The organism is Maribacter halichondriae, assembly GCF_027474825.1.
Classification (GTDB): domain Bacteria; phylum Bacteroidota; class Bacteroidia; order Flavobacteriales; family Flavobacteriaceae; genus Meishania; species Meishania halichondriae.
This window is the reverse complement of the sequence record NZ_CP107030.1, coordinates 3,370,888-3,391,887: the sequence shown is the minus strand read 5'-3', so window position 1 is coordinate 3,391,887 and position 21,000 is coordinate 3,370,888. Positions and strand designations below refer to the sequence as shown.

At 41.7% G+C, this 21,000-nt stretch carries 20 protein-coding genes and 1 pseudogene; 7 read left to right on the top strand and 14 right to left on the bottom strand.

Annotated elements, in window-relative coordinates; genetic code table 11:
- Positions 1-27 precede the first annotated feature (27 nt).
- From N8A86_RS21690 to N8A86_RS15725, 6 genes and pseudogenes are all read right to left on the bottom strand, one after another.
- A complete protein-coding gene (locus N8A86_RS21690; protein ID WP_337251809.1) occupies positions 28-1,662 on the bottom strand; it encodes a T9SS type A sorting domain-containing protein in 1,635 nt (544 codons plus the stop codon).
- A 42-nt stretch (positions 1,663-1,704) separates the two neighbouring features.
- Positions 1,705-1,818: pseudogene (locus N8A86_RS15745) on the bottom strand (hypothetical protein); the annotation flags it as partial.
- Positions 1,812-2,606 carry an alkaline phosphatase PhoX gene (locus tag N8A86_RS15740; RefSeq protein ID WP_273569077.1) on the bottom strand — a complete coding sequence of 265 codons (795 nt, stop codon included), beginning with the start codon at positions 2,604-2,606 and terminating at the stop codon, positions 1,812-1,814. The pseudogene N8A86_RS15745 and the gene N8A86_RS15740, both read right to left, overlap by 7 nt.
- Positions 2,607-3,048: 442 nt before the next feature.
- Entirely contained in the window at positions 3,049-3,696 is a 648-nt protein-coding gene (locus N8A86_RS15735; RefSeq protein ID WP_273566256.1) for a class I SAM-dependent methyltransferase, read from the bottom strand.
- A gap of 10 nt (positions 3,697-3,706) precedes the next feature.
- Positions 3,707-5,179 (bottom strand): IMP dehydrogenase, encoded by a 1,473-nt coding sequence (gene guaB / locus N8A86_RS15730; protein ID WP_273566255.1) that lies wholly within the window; start codon positions 5,177-5,179, stop codon positions 3,707-3,709.
- Positions 5,180-5,427: 248 nt separating this feature from the next.
- Entirely contained in the window at positions 5,428-5,901 is a 474-nt protein-coding gene (locus N8A86_RS15725) for a YybH family protein (RefSeq protein ID WP_273566254.1), read from the bottom strand.
- Between the two features lie 255 nt (positions 5,902-6,156).
- On the opposite strand from N8A86_RS15725, the gene N8A86_RS15720 reads away from it, so the two are divergent.
- Positions 6,157-8,301 carry a TonB-dependent receptor family protein gene (locus N8A86_RS15720; RefSeq protein WP_273566253.1) on the top strand — a complete coding sequence of 715 codons (2,145 nt, stop codon included), beginning with the start codon at positions 6,157-6,159 and terminating at the stop codon, positions 8,299-8,301.
- 100 nt (positions 8,302-8,401) lie between these two features.
- Positions 8,402-8,914 (top strand): DinB family protein, encoded by a 513-nt coding sequence (locus N8A86_RS15715; protein WP_273566252.1) that lies wholly within the window; start codon positions 8,402-8,404, stop codon positions 8,912-8,914.
- 203 nt (positions 8,915-9,117) lie between these two features.
- Here N8A86_RS15715 and N8A86_RS15710 read toward each other — a convergent pair whose 3' ends face one another.
- Together N8A86_RS15710 and N8A86_RS15705 are read right to left on the bottom strand one after the other, a co-directional pair.
- On the bottom strand, positions 9,118-9,981 hold the full coding sequence (locus N8A86_RS15710) for a hydroxymethylglutaryl-CoA lyase (RefSeq protein WP_273566251.1): 864 nt from the start codon (positions 9,979-9,981) through the stop codon (positions 9,118-9,120).
- Positions 9,982-10,106: 125 nt separating this feature from the next.
- Positions 10,107-10,739 (bottom strand): LysE family translocator, encoded by a 633-nt coding sequence (locus tag N8A86_RS15705; protein WP_273566250.1) that lies wholly within the window; start codon positions 10,737-10,739, stop codon positions 10,107-10,109.
- A 77-nt stretch (positions 10,740-10,816) separates the two neighbouring features.
- Here N8A86_RS15705 and N8A86_RS15700 point away from each other — a divergent pair, with 77 nt between their 5' ends.
- Positions 10,817-11,239: a Dabb family protein gene (locus N8A86_RS15700; RefSeq protein WP_430682162.1), complete on the top strand. Its 423-nt coding sequence runs from the start codon at positions 10,817-10,819 to the stop codon at positions 11,237-11,239.
- Positions 11,240-11,357: 118 nt separating this feature from the next.
- On the opposite strand, the gene N8A86_RS15695 is transcribed toward N8A86_RS15700, so the two are convergent.
- Both N8A86_RS15695 and N8A86_RS15690 read right to left on the bottom strand, forming a co-directional pair.
- Positions 11,358-12,407 carry a quinone-dependent dihydroorotate dehydrogenase gene (locus N8A86_RS15695; RefSeq protein WP_273566249.1) on the bottom strand — a complete coding sequence of 350 codons (1,050 nt, stop codon included), beginning with the start codon at positions 12,405-12,407 and terminating at the stop codon, positions 11,358-11,360.
- 88 nt (positions 12,408-12,495) lie between these two features.
- Complete coding sequence (locus N8A86_RS15690) at positions 12,496-12,936, bottom strand: hypothetical protein (RefSeq protein WP_273566248.1); 441 nt, start codon at positions 12,934-12,936, stop codon at positions 12,496-12,498.
- Positions 12,937-12,996: 60 nt separating this feature from the next.
- On the opposite strand from N8A86_RS15690, the gene pepT reads away from it, so the two are divergent.
- Positions 12,997-14,223 (top strand): peptidase T, encoded by a 1,227-nt coding sequence (pepT, locus tag N8A86_RS15685; protein ID WP_273566247.1) that lies wholly within the window; start codon positions 12,997-12,999, stop codon positions 14,221-14,223.
- Between the two features lie 5 nt (positions 14,224-14,228).
- Complete coding sequence (locus tag N8A86_RS15680; protein WP_273566246.1) at positions 14,229-14,825, top strand: YdeI/OmpD-associated family protein; 597 nt, start codon at positions 14,229-14,231, stop codon at positions 14,823-14,825.
- Positions 14,826-14,910: 85 nt separating this feature from the next.
- Here the strand turns inward: N8A86_RS15680 and N8A86_RS15675 are convergent, their stop codons facing one another.
- From N8A86_RS15675 to nusB, 4 genes are all read right to left on the bottom strand, one after another.
- On the bottom strand, positions 14,911-16,260 hold the full coding sequence (locus N8A86_RS15675) for a Gfo/Idh/MocA family protein (protein WP_273566245.1): 1,350 nt from the start codon (positions 16,258-16,260) through the stop codon (positions 14,911-14,913).
- 354 nt (positions 16,261-16,614) lie between these two features.
- Positions 16,615-16,902, bottom strand: a complete 288-nt coding sequence (yajC, locus tag N8A86_RS15670; RefSeq protein ID WP_273566244.1) for a preprotein translocase subunit YajC — start codon at positions 16,900-16,902, stop codon at positions 16,615-16,617.
- A 30-nt stretch (positions 16,903-16,932) separates the two neighbouring features.
- Positions 16,933-17,409, bottom strand: coding sequence for a DUF1573 domain-containing protein (locus N8A86_RS15665; RefSeq protein WP_273566243.1), 477 nt, complete (start codon positions 17,407-17,409; stop codon positions 16,933-16,935).
- A 161-nt stretch (positions 17,410-17,570) separates the two neighbouring features.
- Positions 17,571-18,518, bottom strand: a complete 948-nt coding sequence (gene nusB, locus N8A86_RS15660) for a transcription antitermination factor NusB (protein WP_273566242.1) — start codon at positions 18,516-18,518, stop codon at positions 17,571-17,573.
- A gap of 180 nt (positions 18,519-18,698) precedes the next feature.
- Here nusB and N8A86_RS15655 point away from each other — a divergent pair, with 180 nt between their 5' ends.
- Positions 18,699-20,453 carry an ABC transporter ATP-binding protein gene (locus tag N8A86_RS15655; protein ID WP_273566241.1) on the top strand — a complete coding sequence of 585 codons (1,755 nt, stop codon included), beginning with the start codon at positions 18,699-18,701 and terminating at the stop codon, positions 20,451-20,453.
- A 78-nt stretch (positions 20,454-20,531) separates the two neighbouring features.
- Positions 20,532-20,909, top strand: a complete 378-nt coding sequence (locus N8A86_RS15650; RefSeq protein ID WP_273566240.1) for a PUR family DNA/RNA-binding protein — start codon at positions 20,532-20,534, stop codon at positions 20,907-20,909.
- Positions 20,910-21,000: the final 91 nt, after the last annotated feature.

The following is a 21,000-nucleotide window of genomic DNA, read 5'->3' as shown; positions in this document are numbered from 1 at the left end:
TGTGTCGAATTGTGTTTTCTGGGCTGATTATAACTTTATTACTTTATAGAAACCAATACGTTCGCCTTGGTTTCGTACCTGTAGAAAGTATACCCCGGTAGGCTGCCCAATGAGGTCAAAGGAAATTATGTCGGTATTTGTGCTCTTCTTAGCGTATACCTGAACCCGGTTCAAAGTCAATACTTCGACATCCAGTTCATCATACGTTTTATCGAGCTGCACGTACACTTCGCTATCGGTCGGGTTTGGATAGAGAATACCCCTTTCATCGGCCAAGTCAGTTTTTAACTGTAATTCGCTCAAGGTATAAGCATCACCGGGTCTTTTGCAGCTTGTTACTGGTGGTTCATCCGCAAAGCCATCATCGTCCACATCTAAATACCAAAGCGCCTCTAAATTGACCGTCCCATCCGCATCATCGCAATCGGTAGTCGGCATCTCAGTAGTCTTAAAACCAGGACCAGGGCTTTGGCAACTCTCAACGGTCTCAGGATCTGCAAACCCATCTCCGTCAGCGTCCAAATACCACGTTGATATTAGGTTGAACATTGCATTGTTATCATCACAGTCCGTTGTTGGCAAAACAGACGTTGTATAGCCATTTCCAGGGTTTTGGCAACTTTCTATGGTTTCGGGTGAAGCAAAGCCATCACCATCAGTATCTAAATACCAAATCAGAGGCGTATTGACCGAAGCATCGTTATCGTCACAATCCGTGGTCGGCAATATAGTTAGCGTATACGTGGAACCGGGACTCTGACAACTCTCTATGGTGTTCGGGTCTGCAAAACCATCCAAATCTGCATCCAAGTACCAAGTCGACGCCATATTTATACTTGCGTCACCATCATCGCAATCGGTATTGGGCAATACGGTCATTGTATAGCCCGTTCCGGGACTAAAGCAACTTTCTATGGTTTCCGATGCGGCGTATCCATCATCATCGGCATCCAAATACCAGATTACCGAGGCATTTATGGAATTATTTGTGTCATCGCAATCTGTGGTCGGTAGCACTGTCATTGTATAACCCGGTCCGGGGCTTTGGCAACTTTCTACAGTGGTTGGAACAGCAAAACCGTCACCATCAGCGTCCAAATACCAGGTAGACGAAGCGTTCACCGAAGCATCGTTATCGTCACAATCCGTGGTCGGCAAAATGTTTCTTGTATATCCCGTACCGGGACTCTGGCAACTTTCCATCGTTGGTGCAATGGCAAAACCATCACCGTCGGTATCCAAGTACCATGTAGAAGGTGCATTGACAGAAGAATCATCATCATCGCAGTCCGTAGTTGGCAAAGAGTTTATGGAATATCCTGCGCCAGGACTAAGGCAGCTTTGAACGGTATTAGGATCCGCAAAACCGTCGCCGTCACCATCTAGATACCAAACTGTTTCTGGATTAATCGCGGAATTAGAATCATCGCAATCGGTTGTTAGTAAAGTACTGTTTGTATATCCCACTCCAGGACTCGTGGGACTTAAAACCGTATTCGGGTCGGCATAACCGTCCCCATCAGCATCAAGATACCAAGTCTGATTTGTAGGTGTTTCAAGCGAGATTACAAGTGTAAGATCTTTATCAAAAGCTATTGCATTACCTGCTGCATCGGTCTGTGTTGTACTTCCATTATTGACATTGGGATGTTGAATCGACATGAAAAGAAAACGATAATCGGGTGAAAACGTAATACCTGTAGGTTCGGAGCCCACGGGTGTACGACCGAATATCTTTACTTTTGGACTACTTTGTGAATGACCATTTTCAACGACCCATATATAATTCTGATAGTCGTTTGCATCTTGCATCACCCATAAATTTCCCTGCCCGTCAAAAGCAAGGTTATCATTTCCATGCCCCCAATCAACAGTTGATGTACCCCCTCGTGTTGCACATTATAGGCTGCATTGCCAACATAGGTTTCCATTTGCGAAACCGTCGTACCAGAAATAGGATCTGAATCTTGAAAACGATACACCCTGTTCTCACTTTTTACGGCAAAGTAGACCATGCCGTCAAGGCCTATTTCAACATCTTCAATACCATCAAAGACAGTAGCGCCCAGATTTGCACTCTGTTGTACCGTTGAATTTTGCTCGGCCTGTGTTGTATTGGCAAGCTGGATCCAACTGCCAGAGCCATTTTTAGACCCGCTATATACATAGAGATTTCCACTACTCAGGTCTTGTGCATTATCCGCAATGAATTTGTACAAGTAGCCTATCGCTGCGTCGGCCCCTTGGTAGACCGTACGCTGATTATTGTGAATAGCTGCATTTTCATGTTTGAAATTGCCCATGGCCCATAGCTTATCGGCGCCATTCAATCCGCCGGGCTGGTCAATTACCGTTTTGGTGACCGGATCAATTTCTATGGCCCAACCAAAATCGTCATATCCGTCATTATTAAAATCTCTAGACCCCTGAAAAGGAAGGTTTGGATTATTTTCCAATTCAGCACTCGTATATTCTTCACAGCTAATAATAGTATTCCATGGGGTAACAGTTCCTGAACAATTGGCTGCAGTAGCAAAAACCCCGTCAAAATTGACTGCTTCCGATCGGGTCGTTTGCCAAAGTCCTGTATTTGAATTGTAATTTATGTCAAGTATCGCAACTCCGCCCGGAGCATCTTCCGAATTGATACTTAAATATCCATTTTCACTGCTCCCGGCAATAGGAACATAGCCAGCAAAGTCATTTTTGTTCTTTAATGCCCCTCCTTCGGTTAGGGCATCTCCGGTTTCGATAATTTTTTGAAAACGATGTGTAGAAGGAATGACAAAATCAGTATTCTGAGCACCAGGCGGTACGGAAATAAAATCTCCGATTTGTTGTGCACTTATGACAACGCTAAATAAGAGAAAGGAAGTAATTTTAAAATCATTTATGCATCCTTTTGCCAGGAAAATCAGAATATTCTTTTGTGGGAAAGTCGAGACCTAAACCTGATAACGATAAAGTTAGATAATATTGCATCCAAACGAAGTAAATAGTCGACAAGGAGCCGGATAAATGGGGCATCGGACAACTCCGTACTTCGGGTCAGTCTGCCCGCTGGGCTACTGTAGCAAATTGTAGGTAGAACATATCCATTGCGGTAAAGAAAAAAGGAATGTTGTACAAGTAGGGCTTTAACGATCTAGTTCTGTTAATGCCCTCATGGCTCAAAATTTTATAGCCCTGATCACGGTACATATTGGCAATACTGCTTTTGGTAAAAAAACGCATGTGAGTCTTGTCGAAAATACCATGGCCTTCATATTCGAATTTCTTTTGAAGGATGATTTTTTTAAAGGCATCGTGATATCTGATATTCGGAATCGAACTAATGACCACCCCTTTTTCGGTAAGTTTATTTTTTAAGATACCTAGCACGGTATAAGGGTCAACAAGATGTTCCAATACATCATTGCAATAAATAACATCAAAATAATTATCGGGCAGCTCATCAAGAAAATCTTCACATGGACCAATAAAGACCTTATCCAATCTTTCTTTAGCTTGTTCACCGGGTTCTGGCATCAGTTCGATGCCCCAAGCCTCAAGACCTTCTTTTTCTTTGATATAGCCGGCGAAAGTGCCTTCGCCACAGCCTACATCCAATAATGTTTTACAGCCCCTAGGAATATAGGCCAGCATTTCGGGCCGCTCGTGGTTATAATAGTCGTCCGCTTTATTTTCGTAGTCCATTTGTGGTATTCTAGCGGCTATAATTCGGCGACTCCTTCGTAATTGTCACATCATGCGGATGACTTTCGTTAATTCCGCTAGCTGTAATCTGTACAAAACGACCAGTTTCTTGTAAGGTGGCAATATCTTTGGCACCACAATACCCCATTCCCGCACGGAGTCCGCCAACGAACTGGTGAATGCTTTCGTAAAGATCACCTTTATAGGGTACGCGACCTACAATACCCTCGGGCACCAGTTTTTTGATATCGTCCTCGACATCTTGAAAGTAACGATCTTTTGAACCTTGCTTCATGGCTTCTACCGAACCCATACCACGATATGATTTGAATTTTCGGCCTTCGTAGATGATAGTCTCACCTGGCGATTCTTTCGTTCCCGCTAAAAGCGACCCTAGCATTACCGTATCTGCTCCTGCAGCGATAGCTTTTGGAATATCACCTGTATATCGAATTCCGCCATCTGCGATTACGGGTACGCCACTACCTTTAATGGCCGCGGCAACCTCCAATACTGCAGAAAACTGTGGGAAACCAACTCCCGCAACTACCCTTGTGGTACAAATTGAACCTGGTCCGATTCCGACTTTAACGGCATCAGCACCAGCTTCTACCAAATACTTAGCAGCCTCGCCGGTAGCAATATTGCCCACGATAACTTCCAGATTAGGAAATTCCTTTTTTACGCTCTTCAAGGCATTTACCACACCTTGAGTATGACCATGGGCGGTATCAATTACCACAGCATCAACACCTGCATGCACCAATGCCTCGGCTCTTTCGACTACATCTCCCGTGACACCAAGGGCTGCCGCTACCCGCAACCTGCCGTATTGATCTTTATTGGCAATCGGTTTTTGAGTCAGTTTCGTAATATCCCTAAAAGTAATCAGACCTACCAGTTTATAATCTTTATCGACTACTGGAAGTTTTTCAATTTTATTTTCTTGAAGAATGTCTTCCGCCTGTTCCAAAGAAGTGCCCTCGCCCACGGTAACCAAATTTTCTTTGGTCATGACTTCCGAAAGCGGACGGTCATTATTCTTCTCGAAACGCAAGTCACGGTTCGTAACGATACCTATTAATTTTCCGTCTTTATCCACAATAGGTATACCACCAATACTGAACTCCCTCATATTGGCTTTGGCGTCTTTGACCAGAGCATCTGCAGGCAAGGTAACCGGATCTAGGATCATTCCGCTTTCCGCACGTTTTACTTTACGCACTTTCATCGCCTGTTGCTCGATGGTCATGTTTTTGTGTAAGACCCCGATACCACCCTCTTGAGCCATGGCAATGGCCATGCGTGATTCTGTTACGGTATCCATTGCCGCTGAAACGATGGGCACATTGATAGTAATATTTCGCGTGAATTTTGTCTGGATGTTGACTTCTCTAGGAAGCACTTCGGAATAGGCCGGAACAAGAAGTACGTCATCGTACGTAAGACCTTCTCCGAGAATTTTGTTTAGGTGGGCTTGCATGGCAATTAAGGATTTAATTGCGTGCAAATGTAACGATTTTTATTGGTTAAATCGTAGTGGTAAAATCATCCCCGATTTGAGCAAAGTAATTATAGCATATCGAACCGATGTTGCAAAATACCATTTTTAGTATAAGGTAGAATACGCATTTCTGCAATCTTCTACTAACCGCTATTTCGCGGCATATTATCCTTACTCATGACAACGTTGGAAAAGACTAAATTCGATAGTACTTTGACCTTACCAACTCATGGTATTTTATCATTGTCATTCCAGATATCATGGGTCGTCATCCAGCTACCATCAGGTTGTCTTTTTAAGATATTCAAATACTTTGAAGAAGCTACGGTAGATTTACCTCCATTTCGCGGAGTAAGACGAACAATAGCCTCTCCACGGCCATAAGCCATATCACCAAAAACCTCAACTTCTTCGTAATGACTTTCCAAGTCTACATCGAAGCTATCAAAAATGTCTTGATAATATTCGCGAACAGCTTCCGTACCGATTGCAGCCGATTCTCCAGGAGCCATAAGCACGGCATCTTCGGTGAAATAGCTAGCTATTTCCTTCGCATTGGCTTGATTAAAAGCCTCCGCACGGGCTTTACTGACCGCGGTAATGGCAGCAACATCTTCTTGCATTACGGTTTGGGCCATAACGGTAGGTCCAGCAATGAATGTTAAAAGAACTAGTAACGAAAACATTTTTTTTGATGGCATAGTTTTATCTCTTTGTTCAATAGTTGGTGTAAAAATAATCACTTCATTGTTAAAATTTGTGCTTAACTCCTTGATAACAAAAAACTAACAAAATTCTATTTTTATTTATTCTAAATAAGCTTTGTTATTTTCAAAACACATCATACATTTGTTTTATTATTTTAAATAAGTCTAAATAAGATGTACGGCAAAATTACTTTCGGAATACTATTATTTTCTTTCTCCCTTTACGCTCAACAACCATCAACAAAACCCATGGATTCGATATACCTGAACGAAATTGTGTTGTCCGCCAAGGTAATCTTGGGCAGCAAGTTCGAAGCGAAGAACAGAACGGGCTCGGCCTATTATATTTCTCCGAAAGAGATTAAAAAATTCAATTATACCGATGTCAATAGAACCCTTCGATCAGTGCCCGGCGTAAACGTCTATGAAGAAGATGGTTTTGGACTTCGGCCAAATATAAGCCTGCGCGGAACATCACCTGAGCGGAGTTCAAAAATATCATTGATGGAAGATGGCGTGCTTATTGCGCCGGCACCCTACAGCGCCCCTTCCGCTTATTACTTTCCGACCATCGCCCGAATGCAGTCGGTTGAAATTTTAAAGGGCAGTAGTCAGGTGCAATACGGCCCTTATACTACGGGTGGCGCGATCAATATGCTTTCCACTGAAGTGCCCGACACTTTTGGAATCTTTCTGAACTCTAGCTACGGTAGTTTTCAAAGTGGCCGCTTGCATGCGCAATTGGGCGATAGCAAGAAGAATTTTGGCTATTCGGTAGAATACCTGAACTACAATTCGAACGGATTCAAAGAATTGGATAATGGGGAGGATACCGGTTTCGACAAAAACGATTTGGTTACGAAATTCCGCCTCAAAACCAATCCCGATGCTGCGATAGGGCAAGAGTTTGAGCTAAAATTTCAGTACTCGGATGAAATTTCAAACGAAACTTATTTAGGCTTGACCCAATCGGACTTCGAGGCGACACCATTTCGTCGGTACGCAGGTTCTCAAGCAGATCAGATGACTACCGAGCATGTGCAGTTTATGGGCACGCATACCTTAAAATTCAGCGATTATTTTCAAATCACCACGGTTGGTTACTACAATGGGTTTAGTAGAAACTGGTACAAGCTGGATTATGTTACCGTAGCCGGTGAGCGCGAGGGTATATCCGGAATTCTCGAAAATCCGGTGGGTCTTTCCTCATATTTCAATTTAGTCAACGGAACTACAAACAGTGCTACGGGTGATATTCTGGGCGTCAAAGCGAACAACCGTGATTACCTTTCTACAGGGATTCAAACGAAACTGGACTATCATTGGACGGGCCAAAACACTTTTCACGATATAGAGGTCGGTCTCCGCTACCATTTTGACGAAGAAGACCGTTTTCAATGGGTCGATAGCTATGGTATTACCAATGGTACCATGGTGTTGACCGAAATGGGAATACCCGGTACGGATGCCAATCGAATCAGTGATGCCCGTGCATTTTCATCGTATGCCTTGTACAAATTGAAGTATAATAACCTGACCTTGACACCGGGTATACGTTATGAGAATATTTCCTTAGGACGGGCCGATTACGGTAGAAACGATGTGACCAGATTAGGAACCGACCTTTCTGAAAGGGAAAACAAGGTCGATGTTTTTATTCCCGGAATAGGTTTTAACTACAATTTTCAAAATATTTCCCTTTTCGGCGGAATACACAAAGGATTCTCCCCACCTAGCAACCAAGTCGGCGAAAAACCGGAAGAAAGCATCAATTATGAACTTGGCACCCGTTTTTCTTATGGTGGCTTCACAGGGGAAGTCGTAGGCTTCTACAATGATTACAGTAATTTATTGGGAAGCGATCTGGCCGCAACGGGTGGTACAGGGTCTCTGGACCAGTTCAATGCGGGCGAAGTAAAGGTACAGGGCCTTGAGGTATTGTTGAATTACAATGTATTGCCGAATTCCAAAAAATATATCTTGCCCATAACGTTCGGCTACACCCTGACCGATACCGAATTCTTGAAAAGTTTCGGCAGTCAAAATGATATTTGGGGAGAGGTCAATGTAGGCGATGAGTTGCCTTATCTTTCAAAACACCAGTTGAACACCACGATATCTTTAGAACATAAGGATTTTGAAATCAACTTTAGTGGTCGTTTCAATGGGGCCTTCAGAACGAAAGCAGGTAGTGGAACGATTCCTCAAAACGAAAAAGTGGCCTCCAACATCGTTCTTGATCTGGGCGGCAAATACCGTTACAACGAACATATCGCCTTAACACTCAATGCGATGAACTTATTGGATGAAACCTACGCAGTGGCGAGAGTGCCTGCGGGCCTCCGTCCCGGATTACCTTTCGGTCTCTTTGGGGGACTCGAATTACGGTACTAAAAAAGGGTTTGAGTTTGGTTTTGGTGAAATGCAAATGCGCTGTGCGTCCTCGTTGTTTTTATACTAGTGTTGTGCAACATTTTAACAAACAATCAGAACTATGAAAAATATTTTAGCCTTTGTCGGATTTGCACTATTAATCTTGAACTGCTCAGAAAGAACTGTTGAACCGAATGTGAAATCATTACTTGTACAACAATTAAAATACTCACATAGTGAAGAAAATTGGTTCGTTCCCATAAAAACAGCCACAGATGAACTTTCTGCTCAACAATCGAATTGGAAGGACAATACTGCAAACCATTCGATAGGAGAACTCGTTTCTCATCTAACCTTTTGGAATGAAATGCAGCTAAGAGCTTTTAAAGGAGAGGACTTTTCGAACTTTGAGATAGACAATGACTCAACTTTTAAAATATACACCGAAAAGGAATGGAAAAACCTTATTATCAAATTGGACAGCGTTCAAACTGAATTGGAACGATTGATTGAAAAAGCAAATGAAAAAGAGTTGTCCGAATGGGCTTCCGACCTTTTGACTATGTCTTCACATAATGCCTATCATACAGGACAAATAATTTATATTAGAAAACAAAAAGGTTGGTGGAAATGAAGAATCTCTACATTTTAGTTATATTCTATATCACTTTCGTTTCTTGTTCAAAACCTCTAAGTATTTTAAAACAAGCACCTTTGAAATTCTGAGCAGGAAAGGGAAAAGAAAAATAAAACTTATCTGCCGGCAGGTGAAAAAACTTGGACCACAACTTTGGACGATGATTGGCGCGTGTCTCTCGCCTTACTTTTCTTAGCTGACTAATACGCAGAAAACAATTCGGAGGCCTTATTATAAGCCGCCTCAAAAACCAACCAATTGACTCCCGAATCCACTTTTGCCGCATTGAAGTACGAAAGCATTTTCTCGGTTGGCATATTGCCTGTTAGTTCGTCTTTGGCCATGGGGCAACCACCAAAACCTTGAACGGCACCATCGAACCTTCGGCAACCGGATTTATAAGCCGCATCCACTTTTTCATGCCACTTCTTCGGTGTCGTATGCAAATGTGCTCCGAATTCAATTTCAGGATATTTTGGGATAAGATTGGAAAACAAATAATCAATGGTTTTAGGATCGGAAGTGCCCACTGTATCCGAAAGGGATAGAATCCGTGCACCCATTTCGGCCAGTTTTTCGGTCCATTCCCCCACTATTTCTACGTTCCACGGATCTCCATAAGGATTGCCGAACCCCATGGAAATATAAGTTACCACTTGTTTACCTGATGTATTCGCAATATTGAAAATCTCCCTTAAGGTAATCACGGATTCAGCTATGGTCTTATGCGTATTTCGCATCTGGAAGTTCTCGGAAATGGAAAAGGGAAATCCTAAATAATCGATTGCATCATGTTCGCAAGCATCCCTAGCGCCACGCACATTGGCAACGATGGCCAATAGCTTGCTTTTGGTTTTGGATAAATCAAGTCGGGAAAGCACTTCTGCGGTGTCGACCATTTGTGGAATGGCTTTGGGGGAGACGAAACTTCCAAAATCGATAGTATCAAAACCGCATCCCAAAAGCGACTGAATGTATTTGACTTTTTCATCCGTAGGAATAAAAGTCTTGATGCCTTGCATGGCATCTCGAGGACATTCGATGATCTTGATTTTTGTCTCCATAAAATTTAACAGCCCACCTCTGTGAAACTCCTTTTTCTCTGTGCAGTTCTGTGTAATAACTATATCACAGAGTTGCACGGAGAATCAGAGAGCCACACAAAGAAAAGATGAAATCAAAAATACCATTATTTCTCTGATAGCAGAAGATAAATAGCAATGCCGACAAACACAATTATCTGCAACCATTTCAACAGCGTACCGACATTCCTGTTTTTCGTAATGTAATCGGAAATCATACCGGATAAAATGGCTATCAAACTAAAGATTATGGCCGAAACAGCCATAAAAAGCAAACCTAGAATATAGAACTGAACGACTGTACTCATTGAATCACTGAACAAAAATCCCGGAAAGAACGCTAAAAAGAAAATGGTCACCTTAGGGTTCAATACATTCATGATAAATCCCTCTCGGAACAATTGTCCCATCGTTTTTTGAGGAACTTTATTACTTTCTCCCAAACGAAGTGTGGCATCAGTTTTAAAGACTTTAAAAGCCAAATAAAGTAGGTACAATGCACCCAATACTTTTATCCCAAAAAACAGGTTGTCATTTTCCTTGATCAGGGCTGAAACGCCGAATGCCAGAAGCGTGGTGTGTATGATGCATCCTGAAATGAGTCCGGCAGTAGTGGCAAGTCCGTACTTTCTACCATTCGTCACCCCTTGCATCAAGACATAGATATTATCCGGTCCCGGAGAGATGGCCAAGGCTGCCGTGGCCCCCATAAATGCTAAAAGTATTTCGTAGTTCAACATAGCGATAGCAGCTCGTAAAATACAAATTCCGTTAGAATGCCCATCTTTTTTTATATCTTTCGAAAAACTGAGAACTTATGAAAAATATGATTACTTCCGTTGCCATTCTTGTGACCTTTTCCGTTTTTGGAATGCATCAGAAAAAAACGGAGAAAATAACATCGACCAAAACTACAACAATGACCCTAGTTCAAGACAGCCTTTTGCGCCATGTGGTGTTATTTAAATTTAAGGAAGGTACGGCGCCTGAAAAAATAAAGGAAATCGAAGATGCCTTCGGCGCCCTACCATCAAAAATATCCGAAATTTCGGGCTACGAATGGGGAACAAACAATAGTCCTGAAGGATTGAACAAGGGACTTACCCATTGTTTCTTCGTAACCTTTAATTCTGAGGAAGATAGGGCCGCGTATCTACCCCACCCAGATCATAAGGCCTTTGTTGAACTGCTCTCACCTCATCTAGAGGTTGTTACCGTAGTGGATTATTGGACGAAGTAAATAAAGTAGGCGGTGGACAGATAGCGGTTGGCGGTGCAGGTCATTGCAATCCTGATATTTTATAAAACCGTCTAAAAGGTTTCTCTGAATAAGAATCTTTGGTCTAAAAAGGTAATGCTTACTGCAACTGCCCACTATTTTGAAGTATCGCTTTGTTGATTTTTTTAATCAAGGATGGCCCTTCATAGACGAAACCCGTGTACAGCTGAACCAAGTCTGCGCCGGCTTCCAACTTTTCCATAGCGTCTTGGGCGGAATGAATGCCCCCTACCCCTATGATCGGAAAAGCTTTGTTGCTTTTTTCGGCCAAAAAACGAATGACTTCAGTGCTTCTTTCTGCCAACGGTTTTCCGCTAAGTCCGCCTTTTTCCTCGGTATAGACGAGTTCAGATTTGAGGTTCTTACGATCGATAGTAGTATTCGTTGCAATAACGCCATCAATTTGGGTTACGGTAACTATTTGGATAATATCGAGTAATTGCGCATCAGTAAGGTCAGGGGCGATCTTTAAAAGTATCGGTTTTTCTTTACCATCGTTTCGATGGGCATACTTTTCATTTTCCTTTTTAAGTTCTTTCAACAAGGCCGTCAAAGGTTCTTTGTCTTGAAGTTCTCGAAGTCCGGGAGTATTCGGCGAACTCACATTGACCACAAAGTAATTGACATGATCAAAAAGTGCGTCAAAACATATGAGATAATCCTTTACCGCATTTTCATTGGGCGTTATCTTGTTCTTTCCGATATTACCCCCGATCAGTACCCCTGGATTCTTCTTTAAACGCTCTACGGCATCGAAAACCCCTTTGTTGTTGAATCCCATGCGATTAATGAGTGCTTTGTCCGCTTTTAAACGAAATAACCGTTTTTTAGGGTTTCCTTCTTGTGCCTTGGGAGTCAATGTTCCGATTTCGATAAAACCGAATCCGAAATCGGAGAGCTCTTTATAAAGTTTGGCATCCTTATCGAAACCGGCCGCAAGACCGACAGGATTTTTGAACTTCAGTCCGAAGACCTCTCGTTCCAATCTTTGGTCCTCCAAAACATAGAGCGACCTAAAGATTTTTGAAAATCCGATACTTGATAGTATCCCGATCAGGGAAAATGTGAAGTGATGTACCTTTTCTGGGTCAAGTAGGAAAAGAAAAGGTCGAACGAATATTTTATACATGAACTACGGTAAGATTTTGTCAAAAATACAAACAAAACCCTAGTATTTCTCCTATCTCAGCGTAATTTATCAACATTGAAAGTTAACATCATTCAGGATCAATAATTTCTTCTACCGAAACCGGAATTATCCGTATCGGATCTCGAATCGCTTCCTCACAAAGAATTAAATAACGCTCATATTGTTTTTCATTAAAAAGGGAAAGTAGTTTTTTATCGCTTTCGAAAGAGGCATCGATAATCTTTTGCTGTAAGACTTTGTATTTGCCCGCCATGGTCATTAATTCTTCCGGGGTGCTTTGCGGATGTTGGTCGAACAATTTTTGAATATCTTCTTCAACTGTTTTGTTCGTTATTTCGAGTTCGGCCCGTAATTCTTCCATAGAACCTATTTGTGCTTCATTGAGTTGAAATATCTTCACGATCATATCGATATTTTTCCCTCCTATATCCAACGTACAGTTCTGGGCATTGACGGTACAGGCAGTACAGACCAATATGCAAAAAATCATTAAAGCTCTGAAATACATAAAATTATTACTTTGTAATTCGTTTAGTATTAACAGTATTTTTGTTCAAAAATTATACGGATGCAACATATTATAGACCGATTTATACGTTATGTGACAATCGACACCCAAAGTGACCCAAAATCGGATGCCATACCAAGTACTGAAAAACAATGGGTCTTGGCCCGTAAATTGGTAGATGAATTAAAGGAAATAGGACTGCATGACGTCACGATAGATGAAAAGGCATATATCATGGCGAAATTGCCGAGCAACATTGATAAAAAAGTTCCGACTATTGGTTTTATATCCCATTTCGATACTTCTCCCGATTTTTCAGGTACAAATGTGAATCCGCAGATTATTTCTGATTATGATGGAAAAGATATTGTTTTGAATGCCAAAGAAAACATCGTGCTATCTCCTAATTATTTTGAGGATTTATTATTGTACAAAGGCCAGACACTTATCACTACCGACGGTACTACCCTATTAGGCGCAGATGATAAAGCAGGTATTACGGAAATCGTCAGTGCCATGGAGTACCTAGTCCAACATCCGGAGATAAAACATGGAGAAATTCGGGTCGGATTTACTCCCGATGAAGAAATCGGTCGCGGGGCCCATCACTTTGATGTCGAGAAATTCGGGGCCGATTGGGCCTATACGATGGACGGAAGCCAAATCGGGGAACTGGAATACGAAAATTTCAACGCGGCAAGCGCCAAGGTTATCATTAAGGGAAAGAGCGTGCACCCAGGTTATGCCAAGAACAAAATGGTCAATGCCATAAGTATTGCACAAGAATTTATGAATCAACTACCGTCGAGGGAGACTCCACAACATACTGAAGGTCGTGAAGGGTTTTTTCATGTGTATCATATCAAAGGTGAGATCGAGCATGCAGAATTTGAATTGATCATCCGCGATCACGACATGGAACTTTTTGAAAAAAGGAAGCAGCTTTTGAAAGATACGGCGACCGCATTGAACAAAAAATTTGGCGACTGTATTTCGTTGGAATTAAAAGACCAATACTACAATATGCGAGCGAAGGTCGAGCCTGTATTCCACATCGTAGAAATCGCAAAGGAAGCGATGGAAGCCATCGGGATTACCCCGATCATAAAACCGATTCGCGGAGGTACCGATGGATCCCAGCTAAGTTATAAAGGCCTCCCTTGTCCCAATATTTTTGCTGGCGGACATAATTTTCACGGTAAATATGAATATGTACCCGTAGAAAGCATGGTAATAGCCGTTGACGTTATCGTGAAAATTTGCGAACTTACGGCAAGCAAAAACTAAAACTCATGGATCGTTCAGAAAAACTGGAAGCTTACTTTACCACAGCGCATCATTTTCAAGAAGGAATACAAATTTTACGAGATTTGGCGCTGAAAACAAAAGCCGAAGAAACCTTTAAATGGTCCGCTCCCGTTTACGCCATCCAAGGAAAAAATGTATTTTGGATAGCACGCTTCAAGAACCATTTTGGCGTCGGCTTTTTTAACGGTGTCTTTTTGAAAGACCCAAAAAATGTTTTGGTCAACGTTCAAAAAGGAAAAACCCAAGCCATGCGGCACTGGCATTTCAAATCTATCGATGAAATAGACAAAAAGGGGGTTCTCGCCTACATGAACGAATCTTTGGAAAACCAGAAAAAAGGAATGGAACTGGTATCCAAAAAGAAAGCTGCCGTAATAGTCGCTGTTCCAAAATTGCTGAAAGACGCTTTGGGCGAAAAAGAGAGTTTGAAAAAGGCCTTCAAAGGTCTATCCCCATACCATCAAAAAGAATACTCGGAATATATTACAACTGCCAAACAAGAAAAAACCAAGGTCTCGCGCCTTGAAAAAATACTTCCGATGATTTTGGAAGGAAAGGGACTCAATGATAAATACAAATAATCCCTAGCGGGATAAATTCCAAAATCCAAATCCCAAGTTCCAATAGCACTTTTTGGAATTTGGGATTTGGATTTTGGGTTTTGCCCTAGAGCATTGGCAACTTCCAGCCGTTCTGATAGTTGGCTTTCATATATTCGTTCGCGGCCTCTTCTTTGAATTTATGGGCATCGGTATCCCAGTAAATGCGATTTCCGGTCTTAAAGGCTACATTTCCCATATGGGAAACCAAAGCGGCATCGTAGCCTACTTGAATCGGTGCCGTGAGTTTCGACGAATCCCTACTTTTTACAGCCTCAATAAAATTGACGGTATGCAGGTCCAATCCGCTGACGCCTCCGGTATCAAAACTAGCAGCTTCCATTTTGGGTATTCCGTCTTTGCCCCATCCTTGAAATTCTTCCTCGGGAATTATTTCCCATCCGTTTCTATCGACTACCAAAGTTCCGTTATTACCAATGAAAGCGATACCATGGTTACGTCCATAATTACCGCCATCGATTCCTGTGGCGTGTTCCCATAAAATGGAGAATCCATCGTATTCAAAAACGGTTTGTAAGGTATCCGGAGTTTCGGAAGCATCATCAGGATAGGCAAATTTTCCGCCCAGTGCCATCACGGATTGCGGTCGACCGGCTTTCATCCCATATAAGGCATAATCAATCAAATGTACGCCCCAATCGGTCATGAGTCCGCCTGCGTAATCCCAGAACCATCTAAAATTGAAATGAAACCGATTCTCATTAAAGGGTCTTTGAGGCGCAGGGCCTAACCACATATCATAATCAACACCTTCAGGAACTGCTGCATCCGGAACTAAGGGTACAGGTTTCATCCAACCTTGATAGGCCCATGCCTTGGCCAAACGAATATTGCCCAACTTTCCGGAATGGACAAAATTTATCGCATCCACGAAATGGGGCTGACTACGCTGCCATTGTCCGATTTGTACCATGCGATCACTTGCACCAACATAATTCAACATGATATCGGCCTCTTGAATGGAGTTGGCAATCGGCTTTTCACAATACACATCCTTACCAGCTTGTAGGGCATCGGTCAACATGAGGCAATGCCAATGGTCGGGAGTACCGATGATAACGACATCGATATCTTTGTTCTCCAATAGTTTGCGATAATCTTTATACCATTTTGGTTTTTTGATTCCTGCCTTTTCAAGATCGGCGGTTCTTTCCTTAAGCACGTTTTCATCGACATCGCAGAGTGCGATTACGCTGACCTCGCTTATCTTCAGCATGGAGCTCAAATCTGAAAAACCCATGCCTTTACACCCTACCAGACCCACATTGATTCGGTCATTTGCGCCGACCCTTTTGCGCATCATTGCCAAAAGTTCCATGGGAAAGAGAAATGCGGCACTTGACCCGGCCAAGGCCAAAGAACTTTTTTTGATAAAACTTCGTCTATTCGTGTACATACTTATTTGTTTTAAGGAAGCTTGAATATAATGATTTTTGGAAAGACTTCGGGAATGATGAAATCGAGTGTTCGACAATTTGATATTTTCTTTAATAATGGGTCAGGTCTGACCTCCCCCCCGCCCCGCCCAAGGAGGGGAGCCAACCCTAAAACATCTGTTTCTAGAAAAGGTTCTCTCCCCTTGGGAGAGGGGTTTTTCGAAAGCCAAATATTAGGTAAAATAAGTTCAGTAGATTGATTCGTCGTATTGATCTTTCTATACATTCTTAAAACCTAAAACCTTCCCCGCAATGGACCAACAAAAAAGCGGCGACCTTAGGGTCGCCGCTTCTAAAACTTTAGGTTAGAAAGACTATTTCTTTACCGGGGCATTCAATTTTCTGCTGAGTTCCATAGAAATCGCGGAACGGTCAAACTTTAATTTACCTGCCATTGTCTCGATAACACAAGAAAGGTCGCTATCGTTCAATTCCAAAATTTTTCCATGGAGACCGCTTTTTGTAATAACACGGTCACCCCTTTTTAATTCCGATGCAAATTTTTTCTCATCCTTTTGGCGCTTCATTTGTGGGCGTATCATAAAAAAATATGCAACCACAAAAATCAACAGCATCGGCAGGAACTGTCCAATATCTCCCATAATTAGTGTCTCTCTAAATTCTCGTTTGTATCACTTGCCCGCTACCGGTCCTGCTGGAGTCGCCCCTTTCGGATTAACAAAAGCCTTGATTCTCAAAAGCTCTTGCCCTTTTTCGGTATTGGCCGTAACAGTAATCGTCTTAGTAACCTGATTTTGACCTGAACCATTGAAACGTACCAAAAGTTCTCCTTTTTCTCCGGGAGCAATTGGTGCATCAGGTTTTTTAGGAACGGTACAGCCGCAAGTACTCTTAGCGTCGGTTATGATCAAAGGGGCATTACCAGTATTGGTAAACGTGAACGTGTGTTCTTGCGGAGTACCTTGATCTATAGTTCCGAAGTCGAACTCAGATTCATCGAATTGCATTACAGGAAGCTGCTTGGCGGCCTCGTCGCGTTGTGCAGCCACTGCTACATTATCCGTCTTGATTTTTTCAGATGCGTTTTCCTTACAAGAAGCGAAAACGAATAGGCTCAAAATTCCTATTGATAAAACTAATTTTTTCATAGTAGTACGAATTATTTTTTGCGAAATTAAAGAATATTTTAATTAGTAACGTTAAAAATAGGTCTGTAGTCTATCAACAAGCAATTTTTTTGATATACCGTTTATCGATGAGCCTACTATATCCCAAGTGCCGGGGCATGCCAGAATTTTTGAGACAAGTATTATAACAAGCCCCTACCCACCTTTTGCAACTTACCCTCAACTTTGTATTCTTTCACTAACTTATCTAACACGCCGTTGATGAAAATACTACTTTTTGGGGTCGAATATTCTTTTGCGATTTCCAAGAATTCATTAATGGTCACTTTTTCAGGAATCGATGAAAAATTCAACAATTCGCAAATCGCCATTTTTAATAAAATCGAGTCAATATCGGCAATACGGTCTTTGTCCCAATTTGGGGTTTTGCCCTCTATTTCCTTTTCCAACATGGCATCGTTCAGCAAGGTCTTTGTCAAAAGTTTTCGAGCAAAATCCATATCGTCATCATCTTTTAACAATCGAGGTAAAAAGAAAGATTCGTTTTGACCTTGTCGAACCTTTTTCAGTTGTTTCACGATATACGTGTTTACGATAGGGATGTCATCGACCCAGGTCAGTTGATTATCCTCAAAATAATCATAGATTTTTTCGTTTGGGGCGATAACCTCTTTATAGAGTTCAAGGATCAAATTACGATCATCTTCGTAAGAGGTCTTCGGTGAAAGCATATAGCTCGAATAATGTTCACTTTCGACAATAGCTTTGTAAATCAATTTTACATATTCCTCATTAAGATACCAATGCTTGAGTTTTCGTTTCTCCAATTCCGATTTCAACAATTCATTCTTGGCCAATTGTTTCAAAAGTTCATTATTGGCGAACTTTTCTTTATCGGGATAACTATCAGAAGTATTCTTTAGGTATTTTTTAGAGGAAAGCTTAATCTGTTCTTCCGCCATTTTCTGTACCTCTATTAGAAGGCTCAGCATCAAAAGATACAGCGTGTACATATTATCAATGCTCAACTTCAGGAATTTTTCCTGCTTCTCCAACGAATCATCCTTCGACTGGATCAGCGCATAGATGCATTGCATCACTTTAACGCGAATATGCCTTCTGGTAAGCATGTTTAAAGAACTTTAAATAAGTTTGGGCCAAGTTTCACGGAGCAAAAATAACAATCTATTTTCGAATCGGAGCTAGGCCTTCATCTTTATCTTAGGTATTTTATAACATTTACGTTTGCCACAAACCTTTATCTTTGACACTTCGGTAAACTGACCAACTAGCCACGGCCGACCAGTAGCATGAAAGAACTAAGGTACATTAACAAATACTTCAAGAAATATTGGTTCAAGCTGCTCATGGGCATAATTATTACGATTATAGCCCGCGTCTTCACGCTGGTTATGCCATCGTATGTGAATAAATCAATTACGGTCGTTGAAGAATTTATGGATGGTAAAATTGCCGAGACCCTTGCAAGGGAACAACTCTTAGAATTTATTTTGATTATCGTCGGCGCCGCATTACTATCCGGATTTTTTACGTTTCTCATGCGGCAGACCATTATCAATGTTTCAAGATATATTGAGTACGACCTGAAGAACGAGGTTTTTGACCATTATCAATTTTTGAGCCTTGACTTTTACAAAAAGAACCGAACGGGAGACCTGATGAACCGCATCAGTGAAGATGTAGGGCAAGTACGAATGTATGCCGGTCCGGCCTTGATGTACGGTATCAACACCATTACCCTTTTTGCATGTATCATACCTATTATGTTTATCACGGCGCCCACTTTGGCTGCGTATGCCTTGATTCCCTTGCCCATATTATCGGTACTTATCTATCAGATCAGTCGCATTATTCATCGTCGCAGTACCAAAGTGCAAGAATTTCTTTCAACACTTTCGACATTTACCCAAGAGACTTTTTCAGGGGTTTCGGTCATCAAAGCCTATGCGTTGGAGCCGCAAATAAATGCAGAACTCAATGTATTGGCCATCGAAGGAAAGGACAAAAGTATGGATCTGGCCAAAGTGAATGCATGGTTTTTTCCGTTGATGGTGTTGATGATCGGGATCAGTAATATCTTTGTCATTTATATTGGCGGTAAGCAATATTTAGATGGTGAAATTACCTCGGTCGGCGTAATCGCAGAATTTATTCTCTATGTAAATATGCTGACATGGCCCGTCGCTATTGTAGGTTGGCTGACCTCCATCGTACAACGTGCCGAGGCATCCCAAAAAAGAATCAATGAATTTTTGAAGGAAACCCCTTCGATTTCTAACGAGATTATGGAATCTACCCCTATTCAGGGTAAAATAGAATTTAAAAATGTAAGCTTTACCTATTCGGATACAGAAATAACCGCCCTAAAAAATATATCATTTACCATCAACGAGGGAGAGACGGTGGCGATCCTTGGCAAGACTGGATCAGGGAAATCTACTATATTAGACCTAGTCGCAAGACTGTACGATGTGGATTCAGGGGAAATCTTAATCGATGAAGTTCCCGTAAAAAAATTAAACCTTGAAAATCTTCGCAGTAGCATCGGAGCGGTACCCCAAGATGCCTTTCTTTTTTCTGACTCCATAAAGAACAATATCAAATTCGGAAAGGAAGATGCTACCGACGAAGAAGTGATGACCGCTGCCAAAAATGCAGTCGTCCACAAAAATATCATGGGCTTTTCAAAACAATATGATACGGTTCTAGGAGAACGGGGCATTACCCTGAGCGGCGGCCAAAAACAAAGAGTCTCCATCGCGAGGGCCTTGATAAAGGACCCACAGATCTATCTATTCGATGATTGCCTCTCGGCAGTGGACACCGAGACCGAGGAAGAAATTTTGAACAACCTCAAAAAGGCTTCCCGAAATCGAACCACACTTATCGTGAGCCACCGCGTTTCCTCGGCCAAAAACGCGGATAAAATCTTGGTCTTGGCCGATGGTGAGTTGTTGCAAGAAGGCACGCATGATCAATTGAATAACGTTGATGGTTACTACAAAGAGCTTTACAGTAGCCAATTATCCGAGAAAGAAAACTAAAAAATTGTTGCTCAAACCGCATTTTTTTTCATTTTTGATAGATAACACCTTTTTAAAGACAACCAGACACTACACGAAATGGGCGACAGAGATTCAATGGAACAGGAAGAAATTTATTCCAAAGTTTTAAGGGCAGGAAGAAGAACATATTTTTTTGATGTTAGAAGCACCAAGGCGGGTGACTACTATTTAACAATCACGGAGAGCAAGAAGTTTACCCACGATGATGGTTCTTTCCACTACAAAAAACATAAAATATATCTCTACAAAGAGGATTTCTCCGCCTTTAGGGAACATGTCGAAGAAATGATGGATTATATCATCGACGAAAAAGGAAGTGAGGTAATTTCAGAACGACATCAAAAAGATTTTAAGAAAGAAGATGAAGTACCTAGCGAAAATGGCGAGGTGAAATCAACGGATAGTTTTACCGACGTCGATTTTGATGATATCTAGAAATCGCAAATAAAATATTTGTACAACGACCCTTTTTTATAGGGTCGTTTTTTTTACATTTAAAACTTGAACTCATCTGGAGTTCATTAGC